Raw genomic sequence first — 23,921 nt, 5'->3', positions numbered from 1 at the left:
TCCTTTGAAAAATCCGATGAAATTCAAAAAGGGGTTCGGAATGTGAGCATTCCGAACCCCTTTTGTCTACAAACTGAGTTGCCTTATCAAGGCAACTTTTCTTTTTTTCGCAGTTACCCAGAAAACTGGGCGGCGGTTCCCTGTGTTGATTTGCCCTGCACGGAAAAGTGCCTCTAGCAGGCGGATTTGAAACTGGTCTGGATGGCTCATCCTCGAGTTTTAGCCTGTTTGAAAACCGGGAAAAACTTAAGTACAATAACTAAACAGAGTATTAACACTGTGGAAATATTTTTAGAAAATTAAAAATTTTATGTTTCATTTTCGCTACAAACGATGAAATTTCAGTAAAAATAAGTTAAAATATAGTGGAGAAGGGAATTACAAAATGAATAATACGGAGAATAAAAATCATAAATCAGGCTTTATTTCAATCATTGGCAGACCAAATGTCGGAAAATCAACTTTCCTCAATCGAGTTATCGGCCAAAAGATCGCTATCATGAGCGATAAGCCGCAGACGACTCGTAACAAGGTGCAAGGAGTCCTGACGCTTGAGGATTCCCAGTTGATTTTCATCGATACACCAGGAATCCACAAACCGAAACACAGATTGGGTGATTTCATGATGAAGGTTGCCCAGAATACATTGAAGGAAGTGGACTTGATTTTGTTCATGGTCAATGCCCAGGAAGGTTACGGGCGAGGGGAAGAATTCATCATCGAGAAGCTGCGGAATGTTAAAACCCCGGTGTTCCTGGTTATCAATAAGATTGATCTTATCCATCCTGACAGGCTTTTGGAACTGATCGAGAATTATAAGGAAAAGTATCCTTTCTCGGAAATCGTGCCCATTTCTGCCCTTGAGGGGAATAATATTGAAAGACTGCTTGGACAAATCAAGGAAAAGATGCCTGAAGGTCCGCAGTTTTACCCGGCGGACCAGGTAACGGACCACCCTGAACGTTTCATCGTGTCAGAACTGATCAGGGAAAAAGCGCTTCATATGACACGTGAGGAAATACCGCATTCCCTCGCTGTTATGATCGAGAAGATGGAACGACAGCCTGAAAAAGACATGGTCCATATCATGGCCACAATCATCGTCGAACGGGATTCCCAGAAAGGAATCGTTATTGGAAAGCAGGGCAGCATGCTGAAGGAAATTGGCAAGAAGGCTCGTGTGGACATTGAAAATCTGCTAGGCACGAAAGTATTTCTTGAATTATGGGTAAAGGTCCAGAAAGATTGGAGAAATAAGGTGTCCCAACTCCGTGACTTTGGTTTCAGGGAAGATGAGTACTAAGCCTGTATGACATTGTTCTCCATCATTAACATATTAGCAGAGGCAGAATTTTATTCGTGGTCGGGATTAACAATTTTTATGTAACATGAAAATTTGGATGGCAGGCTATGATATTGTTAAGGATTTTGGGATGTTTGAATTTGCTAGTCAAAAATTGAAAGGTGGGGTTTTCGATGTTGGATTTTACCTGGAAGGTCTTTTCTCAGACAGGTAACATTGACACATATCTTCTCTTCAAGGAATTAGAGAAGGACACACAAGAAATACCCGGTTATCAGGAGGAAGAACTAGCAGAGGTTGATTATCCAATTTCATAGGTTTGTCTGCAGTAATGGATGGTGAACATGGATGCTGCATAAATGCGAAGGCATCGTCATTAGAACAACCGATTACGGTGAAGCGAATAAAATTGTCACTTTATATACAAGGGAACTTGGGAAAGTTGGTGTGATGGCTCGTGGTGCGAAGAAGCCCAGCAGCAGGCTGGCGGCCGTCACCCAGCTTTTTACTTATGGCCATTTTTTAATCCAGAAGGGCACAGGGCTTGGCAGCCTCCAGCAAGGAGAGATGATTTCCTCGATGAGAGCGATCAGGGAAGATATTTTCCTGACGGCCCATGCAAGTTATATCGTTGACCTTACAGATAAGGTCACTGAAGAGAAAAAAACCAATCCTTATTTATTCGAACTGCTGCTGCAGACGCTGAATTATATGAACGAAGGCTACGATCTCGATATCCTTACAAATATATATGAAATGAAAATGCTGAATGTCCAGGGATTGTACCCTGTCCTTGACAGATGCTCATTTTGCGGAAGCACCGAAGGGAACTATGATTTTTCAATCAAGGAAGGCGGTCTCATTTGCCACCGTTGCTTTGAAAAAGACCCATACCGGATCAAGATCCATCCTGGAACGGCAAGGCTTCTTCGCCTGTTTTATCTGCTGGACCTCAGCCGTCTGGGAGAAGTCTCGGTTAAACAGGAAACAAAGGCCGAGCTTAAGCAGGTCATCCATGCTTATTATGATGAGTATTCCGGTCTTTATCTCAAGACGAGGAAATTTCTTGACCAAATGGATTCATTCAGGGATAAGCTGTAGGTATTGACATTGCTCATGCTATTCGCTATCATTCAAGTTAAATCATATTGTTGCTGAGAAGGAAAAGAGTACTTAATTCACTCTGCACGAGCGAATCCGGGTATGGTGTGAGCCGGACTGCAGAAAATTGAGGAAGGCGTTCTGGAGCGACACTTTTCTGTCAAAGAGGCTGCTACGGCAGCAAGTAGGGTGGAACCGCGGGTAAACTCTCGTCCCTATGCACGAATTCGCTGCATAGGGGACGGGAGTTTTTTATTTGTCTAGAAACAGCAAATCAATCATCACAGTAAACAATTTTCGGAGGTGTACAAATGAACATTCAAGATATGATCCTTACATTGCAAAAACATTGGTCCCAGCAAGGCTGCATCTTGATGCAGGCATATGATGTCGAAAAAGGGGCAGGAACGATGAGTCCGTATACATTCCTAAGGGCAATTGGTCCAGAGCCCTGGAATGTGGCGTACGTCGAACCATCCCGCCGGCCAGCGGACGGCAGGTATGGAGAAAACCCTAACAGGCTTTACCAGCATCACCAGTTCCAGGTAATCATGAAGCCTTCACCCGACAATATCCAGGAAATTTATCTCGATTCGCTGAAAGCACTTGGCATCGATCCGCTTGAGCATGATATCCGTTTTGTTGAGGACAACTGGGAAAACCCTTCCCTTGGCTGCGCAGGACTAGGCTGGGAGGTTTGGCTTGATGGAATGGAGATTACGCAATTCACCTACTTTCAGCAGGTTGGCGGATTAGACTGCAAGCCGGTGTCCGTAGAAATTACATACGGAATTGAAAGGCTTGCTTCCTACATCCAGGATAAGGAAAACGTCTTCGACCTGGAATGGACGAACGGGTTTACCGTGAAGGATATCTTTGGGCAAGCGGAGTTCGAGCATTCCAAATACACTTTTGAAACGTCCGATCAGGATATGCTGTTCAACCTTTTCAATACCTTTGAAAAGGAAGCCAGCCGCCAGATGGATGAAGGACTGGTGCATCCTGCATATGACTATGTGCTGAAGTGCTCCCATGTCTTTAATTTACTTGATGCGCGTGGAGCGATTTCGGTAACAGAAAGAACAGGGTATATCGCCCGCTGCCGGAATCTTGCAAAGAAGGTTGCAAAAACTTTTTACGAGGAAAGGGAAAAGCTTGGTTTCCCAATCATTAAACGGAAGGAGCAGGTTGAAAATGAGTGAGCGAAATCTACTGCTTGAAATCGGATTAGAAGAATTGCCTGCAAGGTTTATCACTGATTCAATCAATCAGCTTGCTTCGAAAGTGCAGAATTGGCTATCGAGCCATAACATAGGCTTTGAATCAATCGAAAAATATTCGACTCCCCGCAGGCTCGCAGTGCTTGTGATGAATGTCGAGGAACGTCAGGAAGACAGCGAGGAAGAAGCCAAAGGCCCGGCAAAGAAAATCGCTCTTACCGAGACGGGGGAGTGGTCGAAAGCTGCAGTTGGATTTAGCCGAGGGCAAGGTATGTCTGTTGATGACATCTATTTCAAGGAAATCAATGGCATCGAATATGCCCATGTAAAGAAATTCATCAAAGGACAACAGACAGCAGATTTGCTATCAGAACTTAAAGGGATTGTCCTTGGTTTGACCTTCCCTAAAAATATGCACTGGGCCGATCTTGACATCAGATACGTTCGGCCGATCAAATGGCTTGTCGCGATGTTCGGAAGCGAAGTCATCCACTTTGAAGCTGCTGGGGTCCAGACTGGCAATGTGACGAGAGGACATCGTTTCCTCGGTGAAGAAGCCGTGATCAATACCCCGGAAGAATATGAGGAGATTCTCCTCGGACAATATGTTGTAGCTGATGCGGAAAAGAGGAAGGCAGCCATTCTGTCCCAACTGGAGAAAATTGAAGAAGAAAATGGCTGGGTCATTCCGGTCGATGAAGATTTGCTCGAAGAAGTAAACAACCTTGTTGAGTACCCAACCGCTCTGTATGGAAGGTTCGAAGAGGAGTTCCTTGAAATTCCGGATGAGGTCCTGATTACCTCGATGAAGGAGCACCAGCGCTACTTCCCAGTAAAGTCCCAGGCTGGGGAATTGCTTCCACACTTTGTAACAGTAAGGAATGGAGATCACCTTCATATTGAACAAGTGGCACGCGGAAACGAAAAAGTATTGAGGGCAAGATTGGCAGATGCTGCATTCTTTTACAAAGAGGATCAGAAACTCAAAATTGAAACGGCTTTAAATAAGTTGGATTCAATCGTTTACCATGAAGGCATCGGGACCGTTGCAGATAAGAGCAGGAGAGTCCGCAAGGTTGTCAAATTACTGGCAGACCGACTGGAATTCTCGCCGGATGTCAAAAAAGCAGCTGACAGGGCGGCGGAAATCAGCAAATTCGATTTGGTTTCGCAGATGGTATATGAATTTCCTGAACTCCAGGGAATCATGGGGGAGAAATACGCTCTCCAAAAGGGAGAATCTCCGGAAGTCGCTGCTGCGATAAACGAGCATTACATGCCAAGGAACGCCGAAGACGATGTCCCGGGAACAACTGCAGGCGCCCTGGTGGCTGTTGCTGATAAAATCGATACGATCAATTCTTTCTTTTCACTCGGAATCATCCCGAGTGGCTCGCAGGATCCATATGCGCTAAGAAGGCAGGCAACAGGCATTGTCCAAATTCTGATAGAAAAGCAATGGAATATCACAATGGAAACTTTGATTGGTATTTCACTCAATTTGATTTCTGAAGATGGTATTGGGAAACGGCCAAGTGAAGAAGTCTACCTTGAGCTTATCCAATTCTTTAAATTACGTTTGAAACACTTTCTGCAGGAGCGTGGAATCCGTTATGACATCATTGAAGCAGTCCTTGGCGGTGAAATCGGTATTGTTTCAAGGCTGGTCGAGAAAGCGGATATTCTGCAGGCAGCCAGCACCGAGGCGGGATTCAAGGAAAGCATGGAGGCACTGAGCAGGGTGCTCAATATCGCAAGCAAAAAGGATGTAATGGGAGAAATCGATCCAGAGTTATTTGAGAATATGCACGAAAAGAACTTGTATGAAAAATATCTCGAGCTTGGAATGGCTGCAGAAACCGGCATGGATATGGAATCCTATTATCGGAGCCTTGTGGAGATGAAGCCCGAAATCAACCAATATTTTGACAATACGATGGTTATGTCTGATTCAGCCGATATACGAGAAAACCGCTTGAATCAGATGGCTGGCCTTGCAGCGCTGATCATGAAGCTTGCGAAGGTAAATGATATTGTCTTAAAGTAACAAGCGTGAAAAGTGTCTTCCTTGATGGAGACACTTTACCGTTTTTGGGCACGGGTGTTACGGACAAAAAATACAACCTTCCTAATCTGCCCCAATAGGATATAATACTTGTATAAAAGTATGGCTGAACAAATCATGCTGATAGGTGGTGAGGACAATCGAACTGAGCAAGCGGCAGGAACAAATCCTGCAAATCGTCAAGGAAAACGGACCAATTACGGGAGAGCACATAGCGGAAAGGCTTAATTTGACTAGAGCGACATTAAGACCAGACCTTGCCATCCTTACTATGGCTGGATACTTGGATGCCCGGCCGCGAGTAGGCTATTTTTATACTGGGAAAACAGGTCCCCAGCTTCTATCCGAAAACTTAAGGAAGATTCAGGTGAGGGAGTATCAATCGATTCCTGTAGTGGTTCCGGAACATGTCTCCGTGTACGATGCGATTGTCACGATGTTTCTCGAGGATGTCGGCACGCTGTTTGTTGTCGATAAAACATCCAAACTTGTCGGAGTACTTTCCCGTAAAGATTTGTTGAGGGCAAGCATCGGAAACCAGGAATTATCTACATTGCCGGTGAACATCATCATGACCAGGATGCCAAATATCACGGTATGCCGCCGGGATGATCTGCTGATCGATGCTGCGAAAGAACTGATTGAGAAACAGATCGATGCACTTCCAGTCATAAAGGAGGCAGACGGGGGGTACGAGATTGTCGGCAGGCTGACAAAAACAAACATTACCAAGGCATTCGTAGCCTTGGCTGAGGATTGAGAGCAAGTTTGAGAGGGGTTGAAAACAGCATATGACAAATTCGCCAATAATTTATGTGGTGTCCGACTCTGTCGGGGAAACAGCTGAGCAAGTAACTAGGGCTGCCATCAGCCAATTTGAGCATATAAATGTGTCCATAAGAAGATATCCTTACGTTGAAGATAAACTACATATAGACGATGTTGTCTCACTTGCCAAAAGTGACGGAGGGATGATTGCTTTTACGCTGGTAAAACCAGAGGTAACCGAGTACTTAATTGAAAAAGCTGGTCAAGAAGGTGTTTTTGCTTGCGATCTCCTCGGTCCGTTGATGCGGCAGATCCAAGAGCTAAGCGGGAAAACGCCTTTGTATGAACCAGGCCTGGTCCGTAAGCTTGACGAGGATTATTTCAAGAAAGTAGAAGCAATCGAATTTGCGGTGAAATATGATGATGGCAGGGACCCGAGAGGCATTCTCAAGGCTGATATCGTGTTGGTGGGTGTATCAAGGACCTCCAAGACACCGTTGTCACAATATCTGGCACACAATCGCTACAAAGTAGCCAATGTACCGATCGTACCTGAAGTGGACCCTCCGGAAGAGCTTTTCCTTGTGCCTAAGGAAAAATGTTTCGGCTTAAGGATTTCACCTGACAAGCTTAACCAAATCCGGAAGGAACGCCTGATTTCGCTCGGCTTGAGTGATAGTGCAATCTACGCAAATATAGAGAGAATAAAAGAAGAAATCCGATTCTTTGATGGTGTCGTCGAGAAAATAGGCTGCCCGATCATCGATGTGACCAATAAAGCAGTTGAAGAAACAGCAAATCTAATATTGAACCGGATCCGGAATAAATAATGATTTGCTTCCGCACATATCAATTTTTGTATGTGCTTTTCTTTTGTCTGGCTATGTTTTAGACTAGTTTGATAAGGGATGCCTTGTTGGAAGGCAGGATTACTCCTCGAAAATGCTAACGAAATTCCTTCTTGGGTGGGTGAATTCAAGGAAGTTCATTTAAGTGTCCTGGGAATATGGTGCATGGAAAAACCTTTGAGTCGGTGGCTCTTAGGAGCCTCCCCGGCACGGCCGTGGAAAGCGAAATGTCTGGAATAGAAAACAACAGGTAATTGCACCATATCTTTTTTTGAAAAATGTCAGGAAATCCAAGCCGAAATAATGGAAATATAGAGTCACTTATACTATAATAAAAAATTGTGATAAAAATACATTGCATTAGGTTTAGAGTTGCCTGAATACGAATAAACTAAATATTATCAGATGTCAAGATATTGGTCGAGAAAAAAATCGACAAATTCCCCCTTTTTAAAAAATGCAGTATGGAAGAAGGAAAATGCGGGGTGATGTAGAATTAGTACTAGTGAAATCAACAACCAGACTCTTTTTGTCGATGCTGACTCTTGTCCGGTCGTAAAGCAAATTGTCGAAATTGCTTCAGAGTTTTCCATGGAAGCCATTTTTGTTGCTTCCTATGCCCATATGAAAAATGACCTTCAGGGTCAGAACTGGGTATTCGTTGATTCTCATAAGGAGGCTGTGGATCTTTATATAATGAACCATGTGAAGAAAGGTGATTTTGCCGTAACGCAGGACATCGGACTTGCTTCCACGCTCCTCGCGAAAGGGGTTTATGCCATCTCTCCAAGGGGAATTCTATTTGAAGAAAAAGGAATGCGAACTGCTCTTGAGCTGAGGCACCTCTCGGCGAAGGCAAGAAGGCAAGGGGTCCATGGAAAAGGACCTAAAGCCTATACTGAAAGGGATAGGGAAAAGTTCATAAAGGGATTGAGCATGCTTTTGTCGAATTTCAAGGCATGTTCAAGGAATCACAACTAATTAGAGGTCATGCATATGGCAGAGAGGATTGCCGAGGAAAAAGTGAACGAAATCCGGCAGGCAGTTGATATTGTCGATGTCGTTGGCGATTATGTCCAGCTGAAAAAACAAGGCCGCAATTACTTTGGGCTCTGCCCTTTCCATGGGGAAAATTCCCCTTCATTCTCAGTATCCCCAGATAAGCAGATTTACCACTGCTTTGGATGTGGTGCTGGCGGCAATGTTTTTTCATTTTTAATGGAAATCGACGGCCTTTCCTTTCAGGAATCGGCAGTCAAGCTAGCAGCCAGGGGAAACATCGACCTTCAGCTTGAAGGAGTGGCATCAAGCAAAAATCAGCGTTTACCGGAAGACACGAAATGGATGATTGAGGCGCATGAGCTTCTTTCTAAATTCTACCATCATTTGCTGGTGAATACAAAAGAAGGTCAAGAGGCACTGGAATACCTGCTTGGCAGAGGCTTCACGATGGAATCAATTGAAAAGTTCCAAATTGGCTATGCCCTCGATTCATGGGATTTTGCTGCAAAGCTACTGGAGAAAAGAGGGTTTTCGCTGGAGTTGATGCGAAAAGCTGGCCTGGTTATCCAAAGTGAGAAGGATGGGACTTTTTTTGACAGATTCAGGCACAGGATCATGTTTCCAATCATCGACCACCAGGGAAATACAATCGCTTTCTCTGGCAGGGCTCTTGGGAAGGATGAACCCAAGTATTTAAATAGCCCCGAAACGCCAATTTTCAATAAGAGCAGAGTATTATACAATTTCCATCTTGCCAGGCCATCCATCCGTAAACAGCAGAATGCCGTGCTGTTCGAAGGCTTTGCGGATGTCATTTCTGCCAATCGTGCCGGCGTTGAAAACGGTATTGCCACAATGGGAACATCCTTGACTGAAGAGCATATTTCATTTTTGAAAAGACATGCCCATACAATCACGATTTGCTATGATTCCGATAAAGCCGGTGTAGAAGCAGCCTTCAGAGCCTCTAACATGCTTTCCGGATTTGGGCTGACGGTCAAGGTCGCCCTCATGCCGGATGGACTTGATCCTGATGATTTCATAAAAGCCTATGGCGAGGATAAATTCAGGAATGATGTGATTGGTTCCAGTTCAACGCTAATGTCTTTCAAGCTTTTATATTACCGGAGAGGGAAAAACCTTCAGAATGAAGGAGATCGCCTTCAATATATCGAAGAAGTACTGAAAGAAATCAGCAAGCTGGATAAAGCGGTTGAAAAGGACCTATACTTAAGGCAACTTGCGGATGAGTTTTCACTGTCGCTTGAGGCATTGGTCCAGCAGCAAAATCAATATACTCGTCCTGCGGACCGGAAAAATCATGAAAGTGTCCGCCCGGTAGAAAAGACTTTAGCAGTTACCACCCGTACTGGACTCAAGCCTGCATACCATAAAGCGGAGCGGTGCTTGATTTTCCATATGATGAGAAATGCTGAAACTGCATACAAGGTGCAGGAAATGCTTCAGGGAAACATGTTCAATATTGATGAACACCAGGCTATTATTACTTATTTATTTGCATACTATGAAAAAGGAAATGATCCCGACCCAGTCGCATTCCTGGATGATCTTCAGGACAAAAAGCTGAAAAGGGTCGTTGCTGATATAGAGATGATGGAGCTTAATGAAGAATTAAGCGAGCAGGAATTATCAGATTATATCAAGCAGGTGTTGAACCATCAAAAAATGTTAACAATAAAGGAAAAAATGGCAGAACAAAAACAGGCAGAGCGACAAAGCGAATTCTCGCGAGCCATGCAAATAGCCGCGGAAATCATTCAACTTCGCAAGACTTTATAGTTCATGATGCTGGTTGTTTTTGATTTTTGGAAGGAGGGGGACCTATGGCTGAAAAGTCAGCCCGTTCTAATGAAGTCACTGAAAATGAAGTGACAGTGGAACAAGTGAAAGACCAGTTAACTGCACTGGGCAAAAAAACAGGCGTCCTTGCTTATGATGATATTGCTGAGAGGCTATCAAGCTTTGAGCTTGATTCCGATCAAATGGATGAGTATTATGAATACTTGGGCGAACAGGGAATCGAGCTGGTCGGAGATAGCGACGATGCCGAAGACCCTAACATCCAGGAGCTTGCCAAGGAAGAAGACGAGGAGTTTGATCTGAACGACTTAAGCGTTCCGCCTGGAGTCAAGATCAATGACCCGGTCAGGATGTATCTTAAGGAAATCGGCCGGGTGGACCTGCTTTCCGCTGAGGAGGAAATCGAGCTTGCCGAACGGATCGAGCAGGGCGATGAAGAAGCGAAAAGACGCCTTGCTGAAGCGAACCTTCGCCTTGTCGTCAGCATCGCGAAACGCTATGTCGGCCGTGGGATGCTCTTCCTCGATTTGATCCAGGAAGGGAATATGGGCTTGATCAAGGCGGTGGAAAAGTTTGATTACCGCAAAGGCTTCAAATTCAGTACCTACGCAACCTGGTGGATCCGCCAAGCCATCACACGCGCAATTGCAGACCAGGCCCGGACGATCAGAATCCCGGTTCATATGGTCGAAACAATCAATAAGTTGATTCGTGTCCAAAGACAACTTCTTCAGGATCTGGGACGCGAACCAACACCAGAAGAAATTGGCGAGGATATGGATTTATCACCAGAGAAAGTTCGTGAAATCCTTAAGATTGCCCAGGAGCCTGTGTCTCTGGAAACGCCGATTGGTGAAGAAGATGATTCCCACCTCGGTGATTTCATTGAAGACCAGGATGCGACGTCTCCTTCAGAACACGCTGCATATGAGTTGTTGAAGGAACAGCTGGAGGATGTGCTTGATACCCTGACAGACCGTGAAGAAAATGTTTTAAGGCTCCGTTTCGGATTGGATGACGGCCGAACGCGCACCCTTGAGGAAGTCGGCAAGGTATTCGGCGTTACCCGTGAACGGATCCGCCAGATAGAAGCCAAAGCACTCCGGAAGCTAAGGCATCCTAGCAGGAGCAAGCGGCTGAAAGACTTTTTAGAATAAGATTGCAAAGGAATAATTTACTTTTTAAAATAAAAAGTGGATTATTCCTTTTTTACATTGGCTTTGTTAAACATTTGTTAAACGAAAATAGCCTAGCTTTAAAATAAACACTTTTTATAACCTTGTCGCATGCTCAGCTCATGTGCTGTTTATAGCGTGAGATTTATTGCTTTGCAAGCGCCGTGGTCCCGTCCGCTGATGAAGTGAATAACAACCAATCTAGCCGAAAAGGAAATACCGCCTTCCGCGATGTAGGATAACGAGCATGGAACGGAGCAGTTAAGCTTTTCTTTATTGGTTTGTTGGAAGCGCTTTGCTGATTAACTGGCAATGGGAATCAGAGGTATCAGCAGGCGAACTTACAAAAGATGATTTTACTTTTTTATAGACAAGGAAGTGCGGCCAATGGATGAATATCGAAAAAAAGTCATCATCCGGGAGATAAATAATTGGAAGCAGAACCGGATGCTTCCTGAACATTACTGCGACTATTTGCTGAATCTTTACACAGAAGGAAATCCTGAACAGTTGAATAAGCATGGATCATATCTGAGTTCATGGCAGCTGACCGTGTTGGCGGCAATGATGTTATCGCTTTCAGTATTTTTATTTTATTTTACTGAATTGACTATCATATTGCAAATTGCCCTGGTCCTAATTTTTGGTATAAGCTCTCTTGTGATTGTTTTTTTCCTCCTTTCCAAATCAAAATCTGAACTGCTTCCGCTCCTGTTTTCTTCGATTGTTTTACTGGTGAGTACGATTCAAGGAGCATCGCTTCTTTTTCCTGAGACGCCTACCATGCTATATCTCGTGACAGCCGCCAATTGTTTTTTATGGCTAGGCATCGGCACGAAAAGAAAACTGATTTCGTTTAAAATTTCGGGTGCAATAGGGCTCATCATCTTGGCAATTTCTATATTTATATAATATTCAAATATTACAAAGTTTTTAAATGTTGAGAAAATTATATCTTCCCCCTTATAATTAGAAATGTAAACGCATTCAATTGGCAATAAGGGGGATGAAAATGAATTTTGATTTAACATCGGAGCAAGCAATGATCAAAAGAACGATAAAGGAATTCGCTGAGGAAGAGGTCGCACCGGGCGCAATCGAGAGGGACAGGACAAAAGAGTTTCCCGCAGAAATTTTCAGGAAACTGGGGGAGCTGGGCATGCTGGGTCTTCCTTTTCCAGAAGAATATGGCGGAGCGGGAGCTGATACGGTCAGCTTTGCTATTGTAACGGAAGAATTGAGCAAAGCCTGCGCGTCAACAGGAATCACCTACTCGGCTCATATATCATTGGGGGGAGCGCCAATCAATCTCTTTGGTACAGAGGAGCAGAAACAAAAGTATCTTACTCCGATTTGCACCGGAGAGTCACTTGGTGCATTTGGCCTGACTGAACCAAATGCAGGATCTGATGCCGGGGGGACACAAACGACGGCTGTCGAGGATAACGGTGAATTTGTCATTAATGGCAGCAAATGCTTCATCACAAACGCGAGTTATGCCAAGCATCTTGCTTTGACAGCAATCACTGGAGAGAAGGACGGAATCAAGGAAATCAGCGCGGTCATCGTCCCAACTGATGCGCCTGGATTCACCGTCATCGATAACTATGAAAAAATGGGACTCAACGCCTCCAATACGACCGAACTGGTCCTCGATGATGTGCGCGTTCCTGTCGAGCACTTGCTCGGCAAGAAAGGAGAGGGGTTCAAGCAGTTCCTGATCACCCTGGATGGCGGCAGGATTGGAATTGGTGCAATGGCAGTTGGCGTCGCACAAGCAGCTTATGAAAAAGCGCTCCAATACGCACAGGAGCGGAAACAATTCGGGAAACCGATTTCGAAATTCCAGGCGATCCAGTTCAAGCTGGCCGATATGGCGATGAAGATCGAACTTGCGCGGAACATGGTCTATAAAGCGGCATGGCTGAAGGACCAAGGGCGCCCATTTTCAAAAGAGGCATCCATGTGCAAGCTGTATGCATCGGAAATCGCAATGGAGGTTGCGGATCAGGCAGTCCAGGTGCATGGAGGGTATGGCTATATGAAAGAGTATGAAGTAGAAAGATATATGAGGGATGCGAAACTTCTTGAAATTGGAGAAGGTACCTCGGAAGTACAAAGGATGGTCATCGCCAGGCTAATTGGCTGCTGATTTGGTTAAGATAAAAACGAAAAACTTCATCAGGAGATGAAGTTTTTTGTCTAAATTGTGAATAAGTGTGATAAAGTTTGCTTTTTCGCTTTTCCTGCCAACGTTTTTCAAGTAGAATAATAATTGTGTGAAATTATTATTTAAAAGTAATGGTATACATAAGGGAGGGTAAATGATGAACCGCAATCCAATCATTCCATTCGTACTGATCATGGTAATGGGTATTGGCTTAATGTTCCTGCTATCTTTCAAAGGCCTTGGCGATGCCAAGCAACTCGCAGACGAGAAAAAAGGCGGCGGGGAAAAGACAGAGGAAACAGCAAAAGCGAACCCGGAAGAGTTTTATCAGCAGACATGCGCAGGCTGCCACGGAAACCAATATGAGGGTGTTTCCGGCCCAGCTTTGAAAAAGGTTGGCGGCAAGTATTCCAAGGATGAAATCAAAGATATTTTGATCAATGGTAAAGGCAGCATGCCTCCAGGACTTGCATCTGGCAAGGAAGAAGAAATGGCCGAATGGCTGTCCAAAATGAAATGATCCTTTAAAGGGCCCTTTGCATCTGGCAGAGGGTCCTTTGCTTTTCCAGCATTGGACAAGGGGGGAGCGATTTTCATATACTTATTAAAGCGAAACAATTAATAGAAGGTGACTTGGATGAACGTGGAAAGATTATCAAATCGGCTTGAAGCAGTGGCGAACCATATTCCCGAAGGAGCAAGCCTTGCTGATATTGGCTCCGATCATGCTTATCTCCCTTGCCATGTCGTAAGGAAAGGCCGCGTGCCTAAAGCGGTAGCGGGAGAAGTGGCAGAAGGTCCCTTCCAGTCAGCGCTGGCTCAGGTAGAGTCAGAAGGATTGACTGGCTTGATTGACGTCCGCAAAGGCGATGGCCTTGACGTTGTCAGTCCTGGTGAAGTGAAGTGCATCACCATCGCCGGAATGGGCGGAGCCTTGATCTCAAGTATCCTGGAACAGGGGAAAACAAAGCTTGAAGGCGTTGAGCGGCTTGTCCTCCAGCCGAATGTTGGCAGCTTTGCTGTTCGACGCTGGCTTATAGAGAATGGCTGGGAACTGATCAAAGAAGAAATCATTAAGGAGGACGGGAAAATATACGAAATCCTGGCAGCCGAAAAAGGCGATCCGCTCGCTCCTTACAAATCAGGCAGGCTTGAAGAAGGAATATTGTTTGGCCCTTTTTTGCTAAAAGAAAAGCCTGGTGCTTTTATCGAAAAGTGGAGTCAGGAACTCAACAATTGGCAAAGGATCTTGAAGCAGCTTGAGGGGGCTGTCCAGAATGAAGAGACCGTGAATCGGAAACACGAGATCAAGAAGAAGATCAAAATGGCAGAGGAGGCGCTAATATGAAGAAAGTCAATGGCCACGAAATAATCCAGCTATTCGAACAATACTCTCCTCAAGCATATGCCGTGGAGGGCGATAAAGTAGGACTTCAGATTGGTGCATTAAACCAGAAGGTACAAAAAGTCCTCATAGCATTGGATGTTACAGAGGAAGTTGTCGATGAGGCAATTGAAAAAAACGTCCAATTGATCATCGCCCACCACCCGCCGATATTCAGGCCGCTGCAAAAAATCGCAACGGATTTGCCTGGAGGAAGAATCATCAGCAAACTGATCAAGCATGACATCGCTGTCTACGCTGCCCATACCAATTTGGATGTCGCGCCTGGCGGAGTGAACGACTTGCTTGCAGACGCGCTTGGCCTTGAACGGACGGAAGTGCTCGTGCCTACATTTGAAGACAGGCTGAGGAAACTTGTTGTCTTCGTTCCGGAAGAAAACGCAGAAGAGCTTCGCAGGGCACTCGGCAATGCAGGGGCTGGAGCCATTGGAAACTACAGCCATTGTTCTTTTTCCGGAGTGGGTCAGGGACGTTTCTTGCCAGGGGAAGGAACCAATCCTCATATTGGCCGGACAGGTATGCTGGAAGCTGTAAATGAAGCGAGGATTGAAACAATCTTCCCCGAGAGCATGGAGAGGAAGATCCTGAATGCAATGATCAAAGCACATCCGTATGAGGAAGTGGCGTATGATGTCTATCCGCTGGAAAACAATGGAGTGAAGCTTGGGCTAGGCAGGATAGGGTATATCGACGAAATGACACTTGAAGATTTCGCCAGTCACGTGAAGAGAGCCCTCGATGTAAAGAAGGTCAGAGTGGTAGGGGATTTAGGGGCGAGAGTCAAAAAGGTTGCGGTTCTCGGCGGTGATGGGAATAAATATTATTCACAGGCGAAATTCCGCGGAGCGGACGTCTATGTAACTGGGGACATCTATTATCATACTGCACATGATGCCATGATGGCCGGATTGAATATGGTCGATCCCGGGCACAATGTAGAAAAGGTGATGAAAAAGGGAGTTGCCAAAAAGATGGAGAAGCTGTGCGGCGAGAAAGGCTATGATATATCCTTTATTGCATCCGAGCTCGGCACTGACCCATTCACATTCTTGTGACGTCAAATTCAAAACAGCCTGGAGGGTCCAGGCTGTTTTTTATAGGAATTATATGCTCGCTGTCTTTTTCACCTTTGGCAAAATCTTGCTAAGAGGAACTTTTTTCTCCTTGCCCCATGTCGACCGATCATTCGGGTCGAACCTTTCAAGGAACGAAATGACTTCCTTCGTGATCGGGGTAGGCGTAGAAGCACCTGAAGTGACAGCTACCGTGTTTGCATCGATGATCCAGTCGATATCTAATTCTGAGATATCGGCAATGCGATAGGCTTTTGTCCCGGCAATTTCCTCAGAGACCTGGGCAAGCCGGTTGGAGTTATTGCTTTTTGGATCGCCGACGACGATGAGGACATCTGCATCTTTCGCCTGTTGTGCTACAGCTTCCTGCCGAACCTGCGTTGCCATGCAGATTTCCTTATGGACTTCCGCGTGCGGAAACTTTTCTTTCACTTTTTGCATGATCTCGGCAACATCCCATTGGCTCATGGTTGTCTGATTAGTCACGATCAATCTTTCCGCTTCCAAATCAAGTGCCTCAACGTCAGCAGCTGTTTCAACAAGATGGACAATGTCAGGAGCGACCCCAACCGCGCCTTCTGGTTCAGGGTGCCCTTTCTTGCCGATGTAAATCACTTCGAAGCCTTCCTTTTCCTTGGCACGAATTAAGTTATGTGTATTCGTGACATCCGGACAAGTAGCGTCAATAGCAACAAGGCCTTTTGCTTTTGCAAGTTCACGTACCTCGGGTGAGATGCCATGGGCAGTGAATATGACGGTACCGCCTTCGACTTTCTCGATGATTTCCTTGCGGTTATTGCCATCAAGGGTAATGATGCCTTCTTCTTCGAAAGCATCCGTAACATGTTTGTTATGGACAATCATCCCAAGTATATATATTGGCCGTGGCAAGCTTTTGTCGAGTGCTGCATTGCGCGCGATGACCATTGCGTCAACAACGCCATAACAATAGCCGCGCGGCGAAATTTTAATTACATTCATTGAGTCATCCTCCTGCGCATACTGCTGATTCTATCTTTCATTATATAAAACTTGCGGAAAGATTACAAAAGGACATTCCTTTTATGGGATGACTCGGAACAATGGCTGGTTAAATATACAGCTTTGGGGAAGAAGCACCCTTTAGGACATTTTTTTTGTCCTTGGCAGTTTTTTCTGAAGCATCTGCTTTCTTGGTATTAGATGTTTTTTTTGAAGAATCCACATTGCCGGTTTTACTGTCCATAAATTTTGTTTTCTTCTTTTTTCTTTCATTTTCAGCTGCTGGCTTTTCCTCATTATTTTCATCGGCATCAGGAAGGTCTTTCAAACCTTTATAGAGTTTCCACATCGAAGGGAGGTTGCGCACAAGCGGGCCATATTGCTGGACCATCGGGCTGATTTGCTGGGCTGTTTTCAAGACCTGCTGGGTATTATTCAAAAATCCATTGATTGTCCCGGGGTTTGTCAGTGACTTCAAAAGTCCGCCACCCGAGCTGGTGCGGGAAGCTCCGCCCGCCCCTAAAAAGCTCGACATTCCGGCGTTGTTGCCACCGCCTCCTTTCCCCAGGATCTTTGCGAGCAAACCTCCACCTTGTCTTTGCTGCGTACCCTTTCCCATCATTTGCGGGAAATTTCCCATAGGGGCCATCGGTCTTTGCCCAAACGGACTTGACTGCATAGGGTAAGGTCTCATGGAATGCTGTCCCATAAAAGGCGGGCGCATTCCTCGTGAATTCATACGAGGTCCCTGAAGCATCGAGATCCCTCCTTTCAAAAATCTTCTCTTATTAGAGTATGCAGCCAGAAGGATTTGGTTTTTGAGGTTTTTTTCTCTTCTTCCGCCATTCTGGTTATTGGAATGAGACAGATGGATACCAACAAGAAAGCGGGACTGTCAGAATCAAAAACCTGTCCTATCCTGGCACTGGGCTGAGGGGGAGATGGATAGGAGTTCCGTATTTTCCAATCATTGATCTCAATGAATGTGTACGGATTGGCACTTTCCTATAAATTTTATTATAATAACATGATGAACCTTTATCAGCTTACGGAACAGCTGTGTCCCTCTTTGAGGCAGAAGGAAAAAAAGGAGATTTTCAATGACTGAAACAAAATTTGTGCGTTATGACTTCAAGCCATTCATTATAAATGCAGTCAAGGAACTAGGCTTTTATGAGCCTACCGAGATCCAGGAACGCCTAATCCCGACAATCATGAAAGGGGGCAGCGTTATCGGGCAGTCTCAGACAGGCACAGGGAAAACACACGCCTATGTACTGCCGATTTTGGACAAGCTGGATCCTTCCCGGAATGAAGTGCAGGCAATCATCACTGCACCAACAAGGGAGCTTGCGAACCAGATTTACCAGGAAGTGCTCAAGATTGCAGAGCATGCCCCTCAGGAAGGTAGGATCGCCGCAAAATGCTTCATTGGCGGCACTGATAAACAGCGGACAATCGAAAAGCTGAAAGCACAGCCGCAAATTGTCATCGGCACTCCTGGCAGGATCCATGACCTTGTAAAGGAGAATGCGCTAACTGTCCACACGGCAGCCACCCTTGTCGTGGATGAGGCCGACTTGATGCTTGACATGGGATTCATCGAGGATGTTGACCGGATCGCCGCAAGGATGCCGGAGAAAATCCAGATGCTTGTCTTTTCGGCAACGATTCCTGAAAAGCTTAAGCCGTTCCTGAAAAAATATCTGGAAAATCCGAAGTACGTCCAGGTTGATCCTCAAAAGGCAGCTGCGGAAAAAATCGAACACTTCCTTATCCCTTCAAGGCACCGTGACAAAGTCGGATTAACCCACTCGGCCTTGCTTGCATTCAATCCGTACCTGGCGATTGTTTTCGCCAACACGAAGAAAAAGGCGGATGAAATCGCAGATGGGCTGATCAGGAATGGGATGAAAGTCGGCAGGATCCATGGCGACTTAAGTCCTCGCGAGCGGAAACGTGTCATGAAACAAGTGAAGGATTTGGAATTCCAGTACATTGTTGCCACGGACTTGGCAGCAAGGGGAATCGATATCCAGGGAATCAGCCATGTGATCAATTATGAATTGCCGTCCGATCTGGATTTCTACATCCACAGGGTTGGCCGTACGGGTCGCGCTGGCTCCTCGGGCATTGCGCTCACGATATATGATCAATCGGATGAAGATGCACTCGCCCGCCTTGAAAAGATGGGCATCGCATTCAAAAATGTGGACTTGAAAAAAGGGGAACTCGTGGAAATAGGCGAACGGAACAAACGCCAAAACAGAAGGAAAAAGCCGGATGAGGGCCAAACGATGGCCAAATCACTCGTTTCCAAACCGAAAAAAGTGAAGCCTGGCTATAAGAAAAAGATGAGAGCAGAAATGGATAAAATCAAGAATCGGCATAATCGCTTGAAAAAGAAGAAATAAATGACCAAAAAGCAAATTCGGGGGAGAGATCAGGATGTTAATTGGCTCACATGTATCTATGAGCGGGAAGAAAATGCTGCTAGGGGCTAGTGAAGAAGCCGTCTCATATGGTGCAAATACTTTTATGGTCTATACAGGTGCACCACAGAACACAAGAAGGAAGAAAATCGAAGACCTGAATATCGAAGCAGGGCAGCGCCATATGGAACAGAACGGGATTGAACAAATCATCGTCCATGCTCCTTACATCATCAATATAGGCAACTCACAAAATCCTGATACCTTCGAGTTGGGTGTCAGGTTCCTCAGAAGTGAAATAGAGAGGACGGAAGCCTTGGGTGCACGACAGATAGTTCTCCATCCTGGAGCCCATGTCGGCGCAGGTCCAGAAATCGGGATCCAACAGATTGTTGAAGGACTGAATGAAGTGCTGACAGGTAAGGAAAATGTCCAGATTGCGCTTGAGACGATGGCAGGAAAAGGATCTGAATGTGGGAAATCATTTGAAGAGCTGGCGATGATCATCGATGGCGTGATATATAATGACAAGCTTTCTGTTTGCTTTGATACATGCCATACCCATGATGCCGGCTATCCAATTGTCGAGGATTTCGATGGAGTCCTCAATGAATTCGACAAGGTCCTTGGTCTTGACAGGCTGAAAGTACTGCATATCAATGACAGCAAGAATGCTGTTGGGATGCGGAAAGACCGCCATGAGAACATCGGTTTTGGCCATATCGGATTTGAGGCATTGAGCTATATTGTTCACCACCCACAATTGATGGATATTCCTAAAATTCTTGAGACACCTTATGTCGGTGAAGACAAGAACAGTAAAAAAGCTCCTTATAAGCATGAGATCGCTATGTTAAAAAGTAAGACATTTGATGAAAACCTGCTCGACAACATTTTCAATGATCAGTGAAAAAAAGCTGCGCAATTTTGCGCAGCTTTTTCCATGAAGTCATTTTGTGAATTGGATGAACAGCTTGTTGACTTGCCTTGCGGTTTCCGGCCCTGTGATCCGGGCAATTTCTTTAATCAAGGCTGTCCGCTCAGAATCATTGAAAATGTTCACTTGCTTTCCCCGTAAGTACCTGGCAATTTTCTGTGCCTGCTCCTTCGTGATGGAAATTTGGAATTGTGAAGCATATTTAAGCAGTTCATCAGCGGAAATGGTTTTGATCTTATGGTTAATGATATTTTCAAAAATGGCCAAAGTCATCACTCCTCCATAGTAGCGTATGAAGAGTTTATGGAAATCGTGACTACTTTTTCCAGTAATGATAAATCTCCAGGTGGCTTTGGTTTACATTTTCCCTTGTAAAAGATATACTACTAATGTAAATCGGAATGATTCTTATATGCAGGTGATTTTGATGGGGAACAACAAAGAGATCGTCCAGGTACAGAATCTTTATTATCGTTATGACAAAGAGAATGTACTCGAAAATATAAATTTATCAATTGCGAAAGGCAGTTTTTTGGCAATCGTCGGTCCAAACGGATCCGGAAAATCGACCTTGCTGAAATTGATGCTCGGGCTGCTCAAGCCCCAAAAGGGAACTATCCGGCTTTTTGGGCAGGACATCGGGAAGTTCAAAGACCAGCATAAAATCGGGTTCGTTTCCCAAAAGGCCAACTCCTTCAATACCGGATTCCCGGCTACGGTATTCGAAGTGGTCGGAAGCGGTCTGACGAAAAAACTCGGACTCTTCAAATTCATAAGCAAGGCAGAGAACAAAAAAATTATGGAGGCGATCCGAGCTGTCGGCATGGAAGACTTCGCGAACAGGAATATCGGTGAATTGTCCGGAGGGCAGCAACAGAGGGTGTTCATTGCGAGGGCGCTTGTAGGGGAACCGGAATTGCTAATACTTGATGAGCCTACAGTCGGGGTGGATGCGGAAAACGTCAGCTCCTTCTATGAGATGCTTGAAAGGCTCAATAAACAGGATGGCATTACACTGCTTCTGGTTACCCATGATATCGGCACTATTTCCGATAAGGTCACGGATGTTGCCTGCCTGAATAAAAACCTTCATTTCCATGGAAGTACAGAGGAGTTTGAAAAATTGAAGGGCAATGAATTATCGGAAATCTACGGCCATGACGTCCAGGTTTTAACCCATGACCATAAGCATGAGGGGGCGCATTCATGATCAGCGGGCTTTTCCAGTATGAATTCTTGCAGAATGCCTTTTTAACCGGAATGATCATTGGGATCATCGCTCCCCTTCTTGGCGTTTTCATTGTCGTCCGCAGGCTTTCGCTGATTGCCGATGCACTCAGCCATGTGACACTGGCTGGAATTGCCGCGAGCCTTCTGCTTGAGAAGAAGTTCATTGTTTTCAGCGGCATGAACCCTCTCTATATGGGCATGGCTTTCTCGGTGGCCGGGTCTCTTTTCATTGAAAAATTAAGGAGTGTTTACAAGCATTATCAGGAATTGGCCATCCCGATCATCCTGTCGGGAGGAATCGGATTAGGCGTAATTTTTATTTCATTAGCCGACGGTTTCAATACAGACCTGTTCAGCTACTTGTTTGGCAGTGTCAGTGCTGTAAGCAGGACAGACTTGTTGACAATAGCTATCATCAGTATTTTTGTCATCCTACTGGTTGCTTTACTTTATAAGGAATTATTCCTGCTATCCTTTGATGAAGAATATGCTAAAGCAACGGGAATCGCTGCAAAAATGCTACATTTTATTTTCATTGTCATGGTTGCGCTTGTCATCGCAGCATCGATGAGGATAGTCGGCATCCTGCTCGTTTCTTCGCTGATGACACTGCCTGTGGCGGCGAGCATACGGTTTGCGAAAGGCTTCAGGCAGACAATCTTCTATTCGATTCTTTTCGGTGAGATATCAGTATTGGGAGGTTTGTTCCTTTCTTATTATTTGAATCTTGCTCCTGGAGGAACGATCGTCATGATTGCAGTCCTTATTCTTGTCCTGACTATCTGGGCCAAGAAGCTTTCTTCCTCCAGGACTATTTAGCGAGGTGGTATCATGAATGTCCATGAGGCAATGAAACTTTTGAAGGATCAAGGTTATAAGCATACTGGGAAACGCGAAGAAATGCTCCAGATTTTTGCTGATAATGACAGGTACCTGACAGCGCGTGATATTCTGGAACATATGAAGGACCGCTATCCGGGTCTGAGCTTTGATACGATTTACCGGAACCTGAGTGTCTTTGCTGAACTGGGGATCCTTGAAATGACCGAGCTATCTGGTGAAAAACATTTTCGTTTCACCTGCTCGCATAATGAGCATCACCATCATTTTATTTGTCTTGATTGCGGAAAAACTAAAGAAATCGAGACTTGTCCGATGAGAAGCATCGAGGCTGATTTTCCCGGTTATGATATTTCCGGGCACAAGTTCGAGATTTACGGACGATGCCCAGAGTGCATCCAGCAATAAGGATAAAAAAACGGCCTTTGAGGCCGTTTTTTTTAATTGTTTTCCATCCAGTTTTGAACCCACCTGTTCGCTTCTTTCCAGCTATTGACCCTGATGACTCCTTCAGGAGTCGGTTCCTGGTTGTATGGAGTGTTGAAGAGAATGACGGGGATTCCAAGTTCCTGATTGATGTCGACTGCATTATCATGTTTATCTTCGAAAAAAATATCGACATCATATTTTTGTGCTGCCTCAATTTTATCATGTGAGCCAATCAGATGGATGTCATGGTAAAGAATTTCATTAGCCGTGAACCACTCCTTCGTCAATTCGAGCAAATGGCTTCCTCTGGCACTGATAAAGTACAATTCATGTTCTTTCTCCCAGGACTTCAAAATTTCCTTGGCTCCGCTCGCAAGAGGGGATTTTGAATATATTTCGGGTTCAACTTTCGTGAACCACGAAGAAAATTCTTTTTCTGAAACCGTAACGAGGGGCATGAAGTCATACTGCTTGATATCATCAAGGGTGATGTTTAAGTTAAATGCCTGATTCAAATATGGAACAAAGGTGGAAGGGCATGTTACCGTTCCATCAATATCAATGCCGAAACGCTTTTTCATTATCTTGCTCCTTAAAGTTAAAAATATCTGTTTTCTTCATCTTACCAAATGTTCATCCCCTAAAAAAGATTTACTTTTTCAGACAAACATTGCCATGCTGAAATGAACCTGAACTGCAAACACTAATGAATGCTCCACTATGAAAGCGAGGGATTAAAGTGGCAGACCAAGAACGAATGAACAGGGGTTCCGAGTATATTACCGAACCTGAGCAGGATGTCATCACGATTCGGGATGCGCGAGATGAAATTTATCAGGAGGAAACCGCGGCTGAAATCGCCACTCCCGCACCTGCTGAAAGAAGAAGGGCATCAGATGATGACACAACTACTGACGGGAGGGGGCTTGGATATTCAGCCCTTGCCCTATCGATCTTGTCGCTGTTTATTCTACCTGTACTCTTTGGGGCAGCTGGAATCGTCCTGGGTATTGCCGCACGCCGAAGAGGGGCAGCCCTTGGAAGCTGGGCCATAGGAATAGGGACGATTTCCATACTCATCGGCTTGTTCATCCTGCCGTTTTTTTGACAGTGAATGACGC

25 protein-coding genes are annotated in these 23,921 nt (G+C 45.1%); 21 read left to right on the top strand and 4 right to left on the bottom strand.

What is annotated here, in order from left to right:
• Positions 1 to 385: 385 nt before the first annotated feature.
• From era to JJQ88_RS11135, 15 genes are all read left to right on the top strand, one after another.
• Positions 386 to 1,303, top strand: a complete 918-nt coding sequence (gene era, locus JJQ88_RS11205; RefSeq protein ID WP_210365974.1) for a GTPase Era — start codon at positions 386 to 388, stop codon at positions 1,301 to 1,303.
• A gap of 173 nt (positions 1,304 to 1,476) precedes the next feature.
• Positions 1,477 to 1,620 (top strand): YqzL family protein, encoded by a 144-nt coding sequence (locus JJQ88_RS11200; protein WP_210365973.1) that lies wholly within the window; start codon positions 1,477 to 1,479, stop codon positions 1,618 to 1,620.
• A gap of 31 nt (positions 1,621 to 1,651) precedes the next feature.
• On the top strand, positions 1,652 to 2,404 hold the full coding sequence (recO, locus tag JJQ88_RS11195) for a DNA repair protein RecO (RefSeq protein WP_210365972.1): 753 nt from the start codon (positions 1,652 to 1,654) through the stop codon (positions 2,402 to 2,404).
• Between the two features lie 311 nt (positions 2,405 to 2,715).
• Positions 2,716 to 3,606, top strand: coding sequence for a glycine--tRNA ligase subunit alpha (gene glyQ / locus JJQ88_RS11190; protein WP_210365971.1), 891 nt, complete (start codon positions 2,716 to 2,718; stop codon positions 3,604 to 3,606).
• The gene (gene glyS / locus JJQ88_RS11185; RefSeq protein WP_210365970.1) at positions 3,599 to 5,671 is read left to right on the top strand and encodes a glycine--tRNA ligase subunit beta; all 2,073 of its coding nucleotides are present in this window, start codon (positions 3,599 to 3,601) and stop codon (positions 5,669 to 5,671) included. Before glyQ ends, glyS begins: the two co-directional genes overlap by 8 nt.
• Before the next feature lie 148 nt (positions 5,672 to 5,819).
• Positions 5,820 to 6,449, top strand: coding sequence for a transcriptional regulator CcpN (gene ccpN / locus JJQ88_RS11180; protein ID WP_210365969.1), 630 nt, complete (start codon positions 5,820 to 5,822; stop codon positions 6,447 to 6,449).
• 31 nt (positions 6,450 to 6,480) lie between these two features.
• Positions 6,481 to 7,287, top strand: coding sequence for a pyruvate, water dikinase regulatory protein (locus tag JJQ88_RS11175; protein ID WP_210365968.1), 807 nt, complete (start codon positions 6,481 to 6,483; stop codon positions 7,285 to 7,287).
• Positions 7,288 to 7,800: 513 nt separating this feature from the next.
• Positions 7,801 to 8,286, top strand: coding sequence for a YaiI/YqxD family protein (locus JJQ88_RS11170; RefSeq protein WP_481748298.1), 486 nt, complete (start codon positions 7,801 to 7,803; stop codon positions 8,284 to 8,286).
• Between the two features lie 15 nt (positions 8,287 to 8,301).
• On the top strand, positions 8,302 to 10,107 hold the full coding sequence (gene dnaG, locus JJQ88_RS11165) for a DNA primase (protein ID WP_210365967.1): 1,806 nt from the start codon (positions 8,302 to 8,304) through the stop codon (positions 10,105 to 10,107).
• A 44-nt stretch (positions 10,108 to 10,151) separates the two neighbouring features.
• Positions 10,152 to 11,285 (top strand): RNA polymerase sigma factor RpoD, encoded by a 1,134-nt coding sequence (gene rpoD / locus JJQ88_RS11160; protein ID WP_210365966.1) that lies wholly within the window; start codon positions 10,152 to 10,154, stop codon positions 11,283 to 11,285.
• Positions 11,286 to 11,690: 405 nt separating this feature from the next.
• Complete coding sequence (locus JJQ88_RS11155; protein ID WP_210365965.1) at positions 11,691 to 12,215, top strand: hypothetical protein; 525 nt, start codon at positions 11,691 to 11,693, stop codon at positions 12,213 to 12,215.
• Positions 12,216 to 12,315: 100 nt separating this feature from the next.
• Positions 12,316 to 13,455 carry an acyl-CoA dehydrogenase gene (locus JJQ88_RS11150; RefSeq protein ID WP_210365964.1) on the top strand — a complete coding sequence of 380 codons (1,140 nt, stop codon included), beginning with the start codon at positions 12,316 to 12,318 and terminating at the stop codon, positions 13,453 to 13,455.
• Between the two features lie 175 nt (positions 13,456 to 13,630).
• Positions 13,631 to 13,993 carry a cytochrome c550 gene (gene cccA / locus JJQ88_RS11145; RefSeq protein WP_210365963.1) on the top strand — a complete coding sequence of 121 codons (363 nt, stop codon included), beginning with the start codon at positions 13,631 to 13,633 and terminating at the stop codon, positions 13,991 to 13,993.
• A gap of 117 nt (positions 13,994 to 14,110) precedes the next feature.
• Positions 14,111 to 14,821 (top strand): tRNA (adenine(22)-N(1))-methyltransferase, encoded by a 711-nt coding sequence (locus JJQ88_RS11140; protein WP_210365962.1) that lies wholly within the window; start codon positions 14,111 to 14,113, stop codon positions 14,819 to 14,821.
• Positions 14,818 to 15,933 (top strand): Nif3-like dinuclear metal center hexameric protein, encoded by a 1,116-nt coding sequence (locus JJQ88_RS11135; protein WP_210365961.1) that lies wholly within the window; start codon positions 14,818 to 14,820, stop codon positions 15,931 to 15,933. The genes JJQ88_RS11140 and JJQ88_RS11135 overlap by 4 nt, the downstream gene beginning before the upstream one ends.
• Before the next feature lie 48 nt (positions 15,934 to 15,981).
• Here the strand turns inward: JJQ88_RS11135 and JJQ88_RS11130 are convergent, their stop codons facing one another.
• Positions 15,982 to 16,932: a 4-hydroxy-3-methylbut-2-enyl diphosphate reductase gene (locus JJQ88_RS11130; RefSeq protein WP_210365960.1), complete on the bottom strand. Its 951-nt coding sequence runs from the start codon at positions 16,930 to 16,932 to the stop codon at positions 15,982 to 15,984.
• Positions 16,933 to 17,041: 109 nt separating this feature from the next.
• Positions 17,042 to 17,689, bottom strand: a complete 648-nt coding sequence (gene vrrA / locus JJQ88_RS11125) for a VrrA/YqfQ family protein (protein WP_210365959.1) — start codon at positions 17,687 to 17,689, stop codon at positions 17,042 to 17,044.
• A 343-nt stretch (positions 17,690 to 18,032) separates the two neighbouring features.
• On the opposite strand from vrrA, the gene JJQ88_RS11120 reads away from it, so the two are divergent.
• Both JJQ88_RS11120 and JJQ88_RS11115 read left to right on the top strand, forming a co-directional pair.
• Complete coding sequence (locus JJQ88_RS11120; protein ID WP_210365958.1) at positions 18,033 to 19,346, top strand: DEAD/DEAH box helicase; 1,314 nt, start codon at positions 18,033 to 18,035, stop codon at positions 19,344 to 19,346.
• Positions 19,347 to 19,380: 34 nt separating this feature from the next.
• Positions 19,381 to 20,274 (top strand): deoxyribonuclease IV, encoded by an 894-nt coding sequence (locus tag JJQ88_RS11115; protein ID WP_210365957.1) that lies wholly within the window; start codon positions 19,381 to 19,383, stop codon positions 20,272 to 20,274.
• Between the two features lie 39 nt (positions 20,275 to 20,313).
• Here the strand turns inward: JJQ88_RS11115 and JJQ88_RS11110 are convergent, their stop codons facing one another.
• Positions 20,314 to 20,568, bottom strand: a complete 255-nt coding sequence (locus JJQ88_RS11110; RefSeq protein WP_210365956.1) for a DUF2624 domain-containing protein — start codon at positions 20,566 to 20,568, stop codon at positions 20,314 to 20,316.
• A 160-nt stretch (positions 20,569 to 20,728) separates the two neighbouring features.
• Here JJQ88_RS11110 and JJQ88_RS11105 point away from each other — a divergent pair, with 160 nt between their 5' ends.
• From JJQ88_RS11105 to zur, 3 genes are read left to right on the top strand one after another with little or no spacing between them, the layout of a single operon-like run.
• Positions 20,729 to 21,511, top strand: a complete 783-nt coding sequence (locus JJQ88_RS11105) for a metal ABC transporter ATP-binding protein (RefSeq protein WP_210365955.1) — start codon at positions 20,729 to 20,731, stop codon at positions 21,509 to 21,511.
• Entirely contained in the window at positions 21,508 to 22,350 is an 843-nt protein-coding gene (locus JJQ88_RS11100) for a metal ABC transporter permease (protein ID WP_210365954.1), read from the top strand. The genes JJQ88_RS11105 and JJQ88_RS11100 overlap by 4 nt, the downstream gene beginning before the upstream one ends.
• A 12-nt stretch (positions 22,351 to 22,362) precedes the next feature.
• Positions 22,363 to 22,779 carry a zinc uptake transcriptional repressor Zur gene (gene zur, locus JJQ88_RS11095; protein ID WP_210365953.1) on the top strand — a complete coding sequence of 139 codons (417 nt, stop codon included), beginning with the start codon at positions 22,363 to 22,365 and terminating at the stop codon, positions 22,777 to 22,779.
• A 32-nt stretch (positions 22,780 to 22,811) separates the two neighbouring features.
• On the opposite strand, the gene JJQ88_RS11090 is transcribed toward zur, so the two are convergent.
• Entirely contained in the window at positions 22,812 to 23,381 is a 570-nt protein-coding gene (locus JJQ88_RS11090) for a hypothetical protein (RefSeq protein ID WP_210365952.1), read from the bottom strand.
• Between the two features lie 152 nt (positions 23,382 to 23,533).
• On the opposite strand from JJQ88_RS11090, the gene JJQ88_RS11085 reads away from it, so the two are divergent.
• Entirely contained in the window at positions 23,534 to 23,908 is a 375-nt protein-coding gene (locus tag JJQ88_RS11085; RefSeq protein WP_210365986.1) for a hypothetical protein, read from the top strand.
• Positions 23,909 to 23,921 lie beyond the last annotated feature (13 nt).

It is taken from the genome of Bacillus sp. REN3 (assembly GCF_017912555.1).
In the GTDB taxonomy this organism is placed as follows: domain Bacteria; phylum Bacillota; class Bacilli; order Bacillales; family Cytobacillaceae; genus Mesobacillus.
The sequence above is the reverse complement of the archived record's forward strand: the minus strand, read 5'-3'. Positions and strand labels throughout refer to the sequence as shown.

What these genes read in the sequence shown, in the direction of transcription:
- vrrA (WP_210365959.1), bottom strand. Translation starts at nt 17,689, where the DNA reads ATGCTTCAGGGACCTCGTATGAATTCACGAGGAATGCGCCCGCCTTTT.
- JJQ88_RS11155 (WP_210365965.1), top strand. Translation starts at nt 11,691, where the DNA reads ATGGATGAATATCGAAAAAAAGTCATCATCCGGGAGATAAATAATTGG.
- JJQ88_RS11200 (WP_210365973.1), top strand. Translation starts at nt 1,477, where the DNA reads ATGTTGGATTTTACCTGGAAGGTCTTTTCTCAGACAGGTAACATTGAC.
- JJQ88_RS11100 (WP_210365954.1), top strand. Translation starts at nt 21,508, where the DNA reads ATGATCAGCGGGCTTTTCCAGTATGAATTCTTGCAGAATGCCTTTTTA.
- recO (WP_210365972.1), top strand. Translation starts at nt 1,652, where the DNA reads ATGCTGCATAAATGCGAAGGCATCGTCATTAGAACAACCGATTACGGT.
- cccA (WP_210365963.1), top strand. Translation starts at nt 13,631, where the DNA reads ATGAACCGCAATCCAATCATTCCATTCGTACTGATCATGGTAATGGGT.
- glyQ (WP_210365971.1), top strand. Translation starts at nt 2,716, where the DNA reads ATGAACATTCAAGATATGATCCTTACATTGCAAAAACATTGGTCCCAG.
- JJQ88_RS11135 (WP_210365961.1), top strand. Translation starts at nt 14,818, where the DNA reads ATGAAGAAAGTCAATGGCCACGAAATAATCCAGCTATTCGAACAATAC.
- rpoD (WP_210365966.1), top strand. Translation starts at nt 10,152, where the DNA reads ATGGCTGAAAAGTCAGCCCGTTCTAATGAAGTCACTGAAAATGAAGTG.
- JJQ88_RS11115 (WP_210365957.1), top strand. Translation starts at nt 19,381, where the DNA reads ATGTTAATTGGCTCACATGTATCTATGAGCGGGAAGAAAATGCTGCTA.
- dnaG (WP_210365967.1), top strand. Translation starts at nt 8,302, where the DNA reads ATGGCAGAGAGGATTGCCGAGGAAAAAGTGAACGAAATCCGGCAGGCA.
- JJQ88_RS11150 (WP_210365964.1), top strand. Translation starts at nt 12,316, where the DNA reads ATGAATTTTGATTTAACATCGGAGCAAGCAATGATCAAAAGAACGATA.
- JJQ88_RS11090 (WP_210365952.1), bottom strand. Translation starts at nt 23,381, where the DNA reads ATGAAAAAGCGTTTCGGCATTGATATTGATGGAACGGTAACATGCCCT.
- era (WP_210365974.1), top strand. Translation starts at nt 386, where the DNA reads ATGAATAATACGGAGAATAAAAATCATAAATCAGGCTTTATTTCAATC.
- zur (WP_210365953.1), top strand. Translation starts at nt 22,363, where the DNA reads ATGAATGTCCATGAGGCAATGAAACTTTTGAAGGATCAAGGTTATAAG.
- JJQ88_RS11105 (WP_210365955.1), top strand. Translation starts at nt 20,729, where the DNA reads ATGGGGAACAACAAAGAGATCGTCCAGGTACAGAATCTTTATTATCGT.
- JJQ88_RS11140 (WP_210365962.1), top strand. Translation starts at nt 14,111, where the DNA reads ATGAACGTGGAAAGATTATCAAATCGGCTTGAAGCAGTGGCGAACCAT.
- glyS (WP_210365970.1), top strand. Translation starts at nt 3,599, where the DNA reads ATGAGTGAGCGAAATCTACTGCTTGAAATCGGATTAGAAGAATTGCCT.
- JJQ88_RS11120 (WP_210365958.1), top strand. Translation starts at nt 18,033, where the DNA reads ATGACTGAAACAAAATTTGTGCGTTATGACTTCAAGCCATTCATTATA.
- JJQ88_RS11130 (WP_210365960.1), bottom strand. Translation starts at nt 16,932, where the DNA reads ATGAATGTAATTAAAATTTCGCCGCGCGGCTATTGTTATGGCGTTGTT.
- JJQ88_RS11175 (WP_210365968.1), top strand. Translation starts at nt 6,481, where the DNA reads ATGACAAATTCGCCAATAATTTATGTGGTGTCCGACTCTGTCGGGGAA.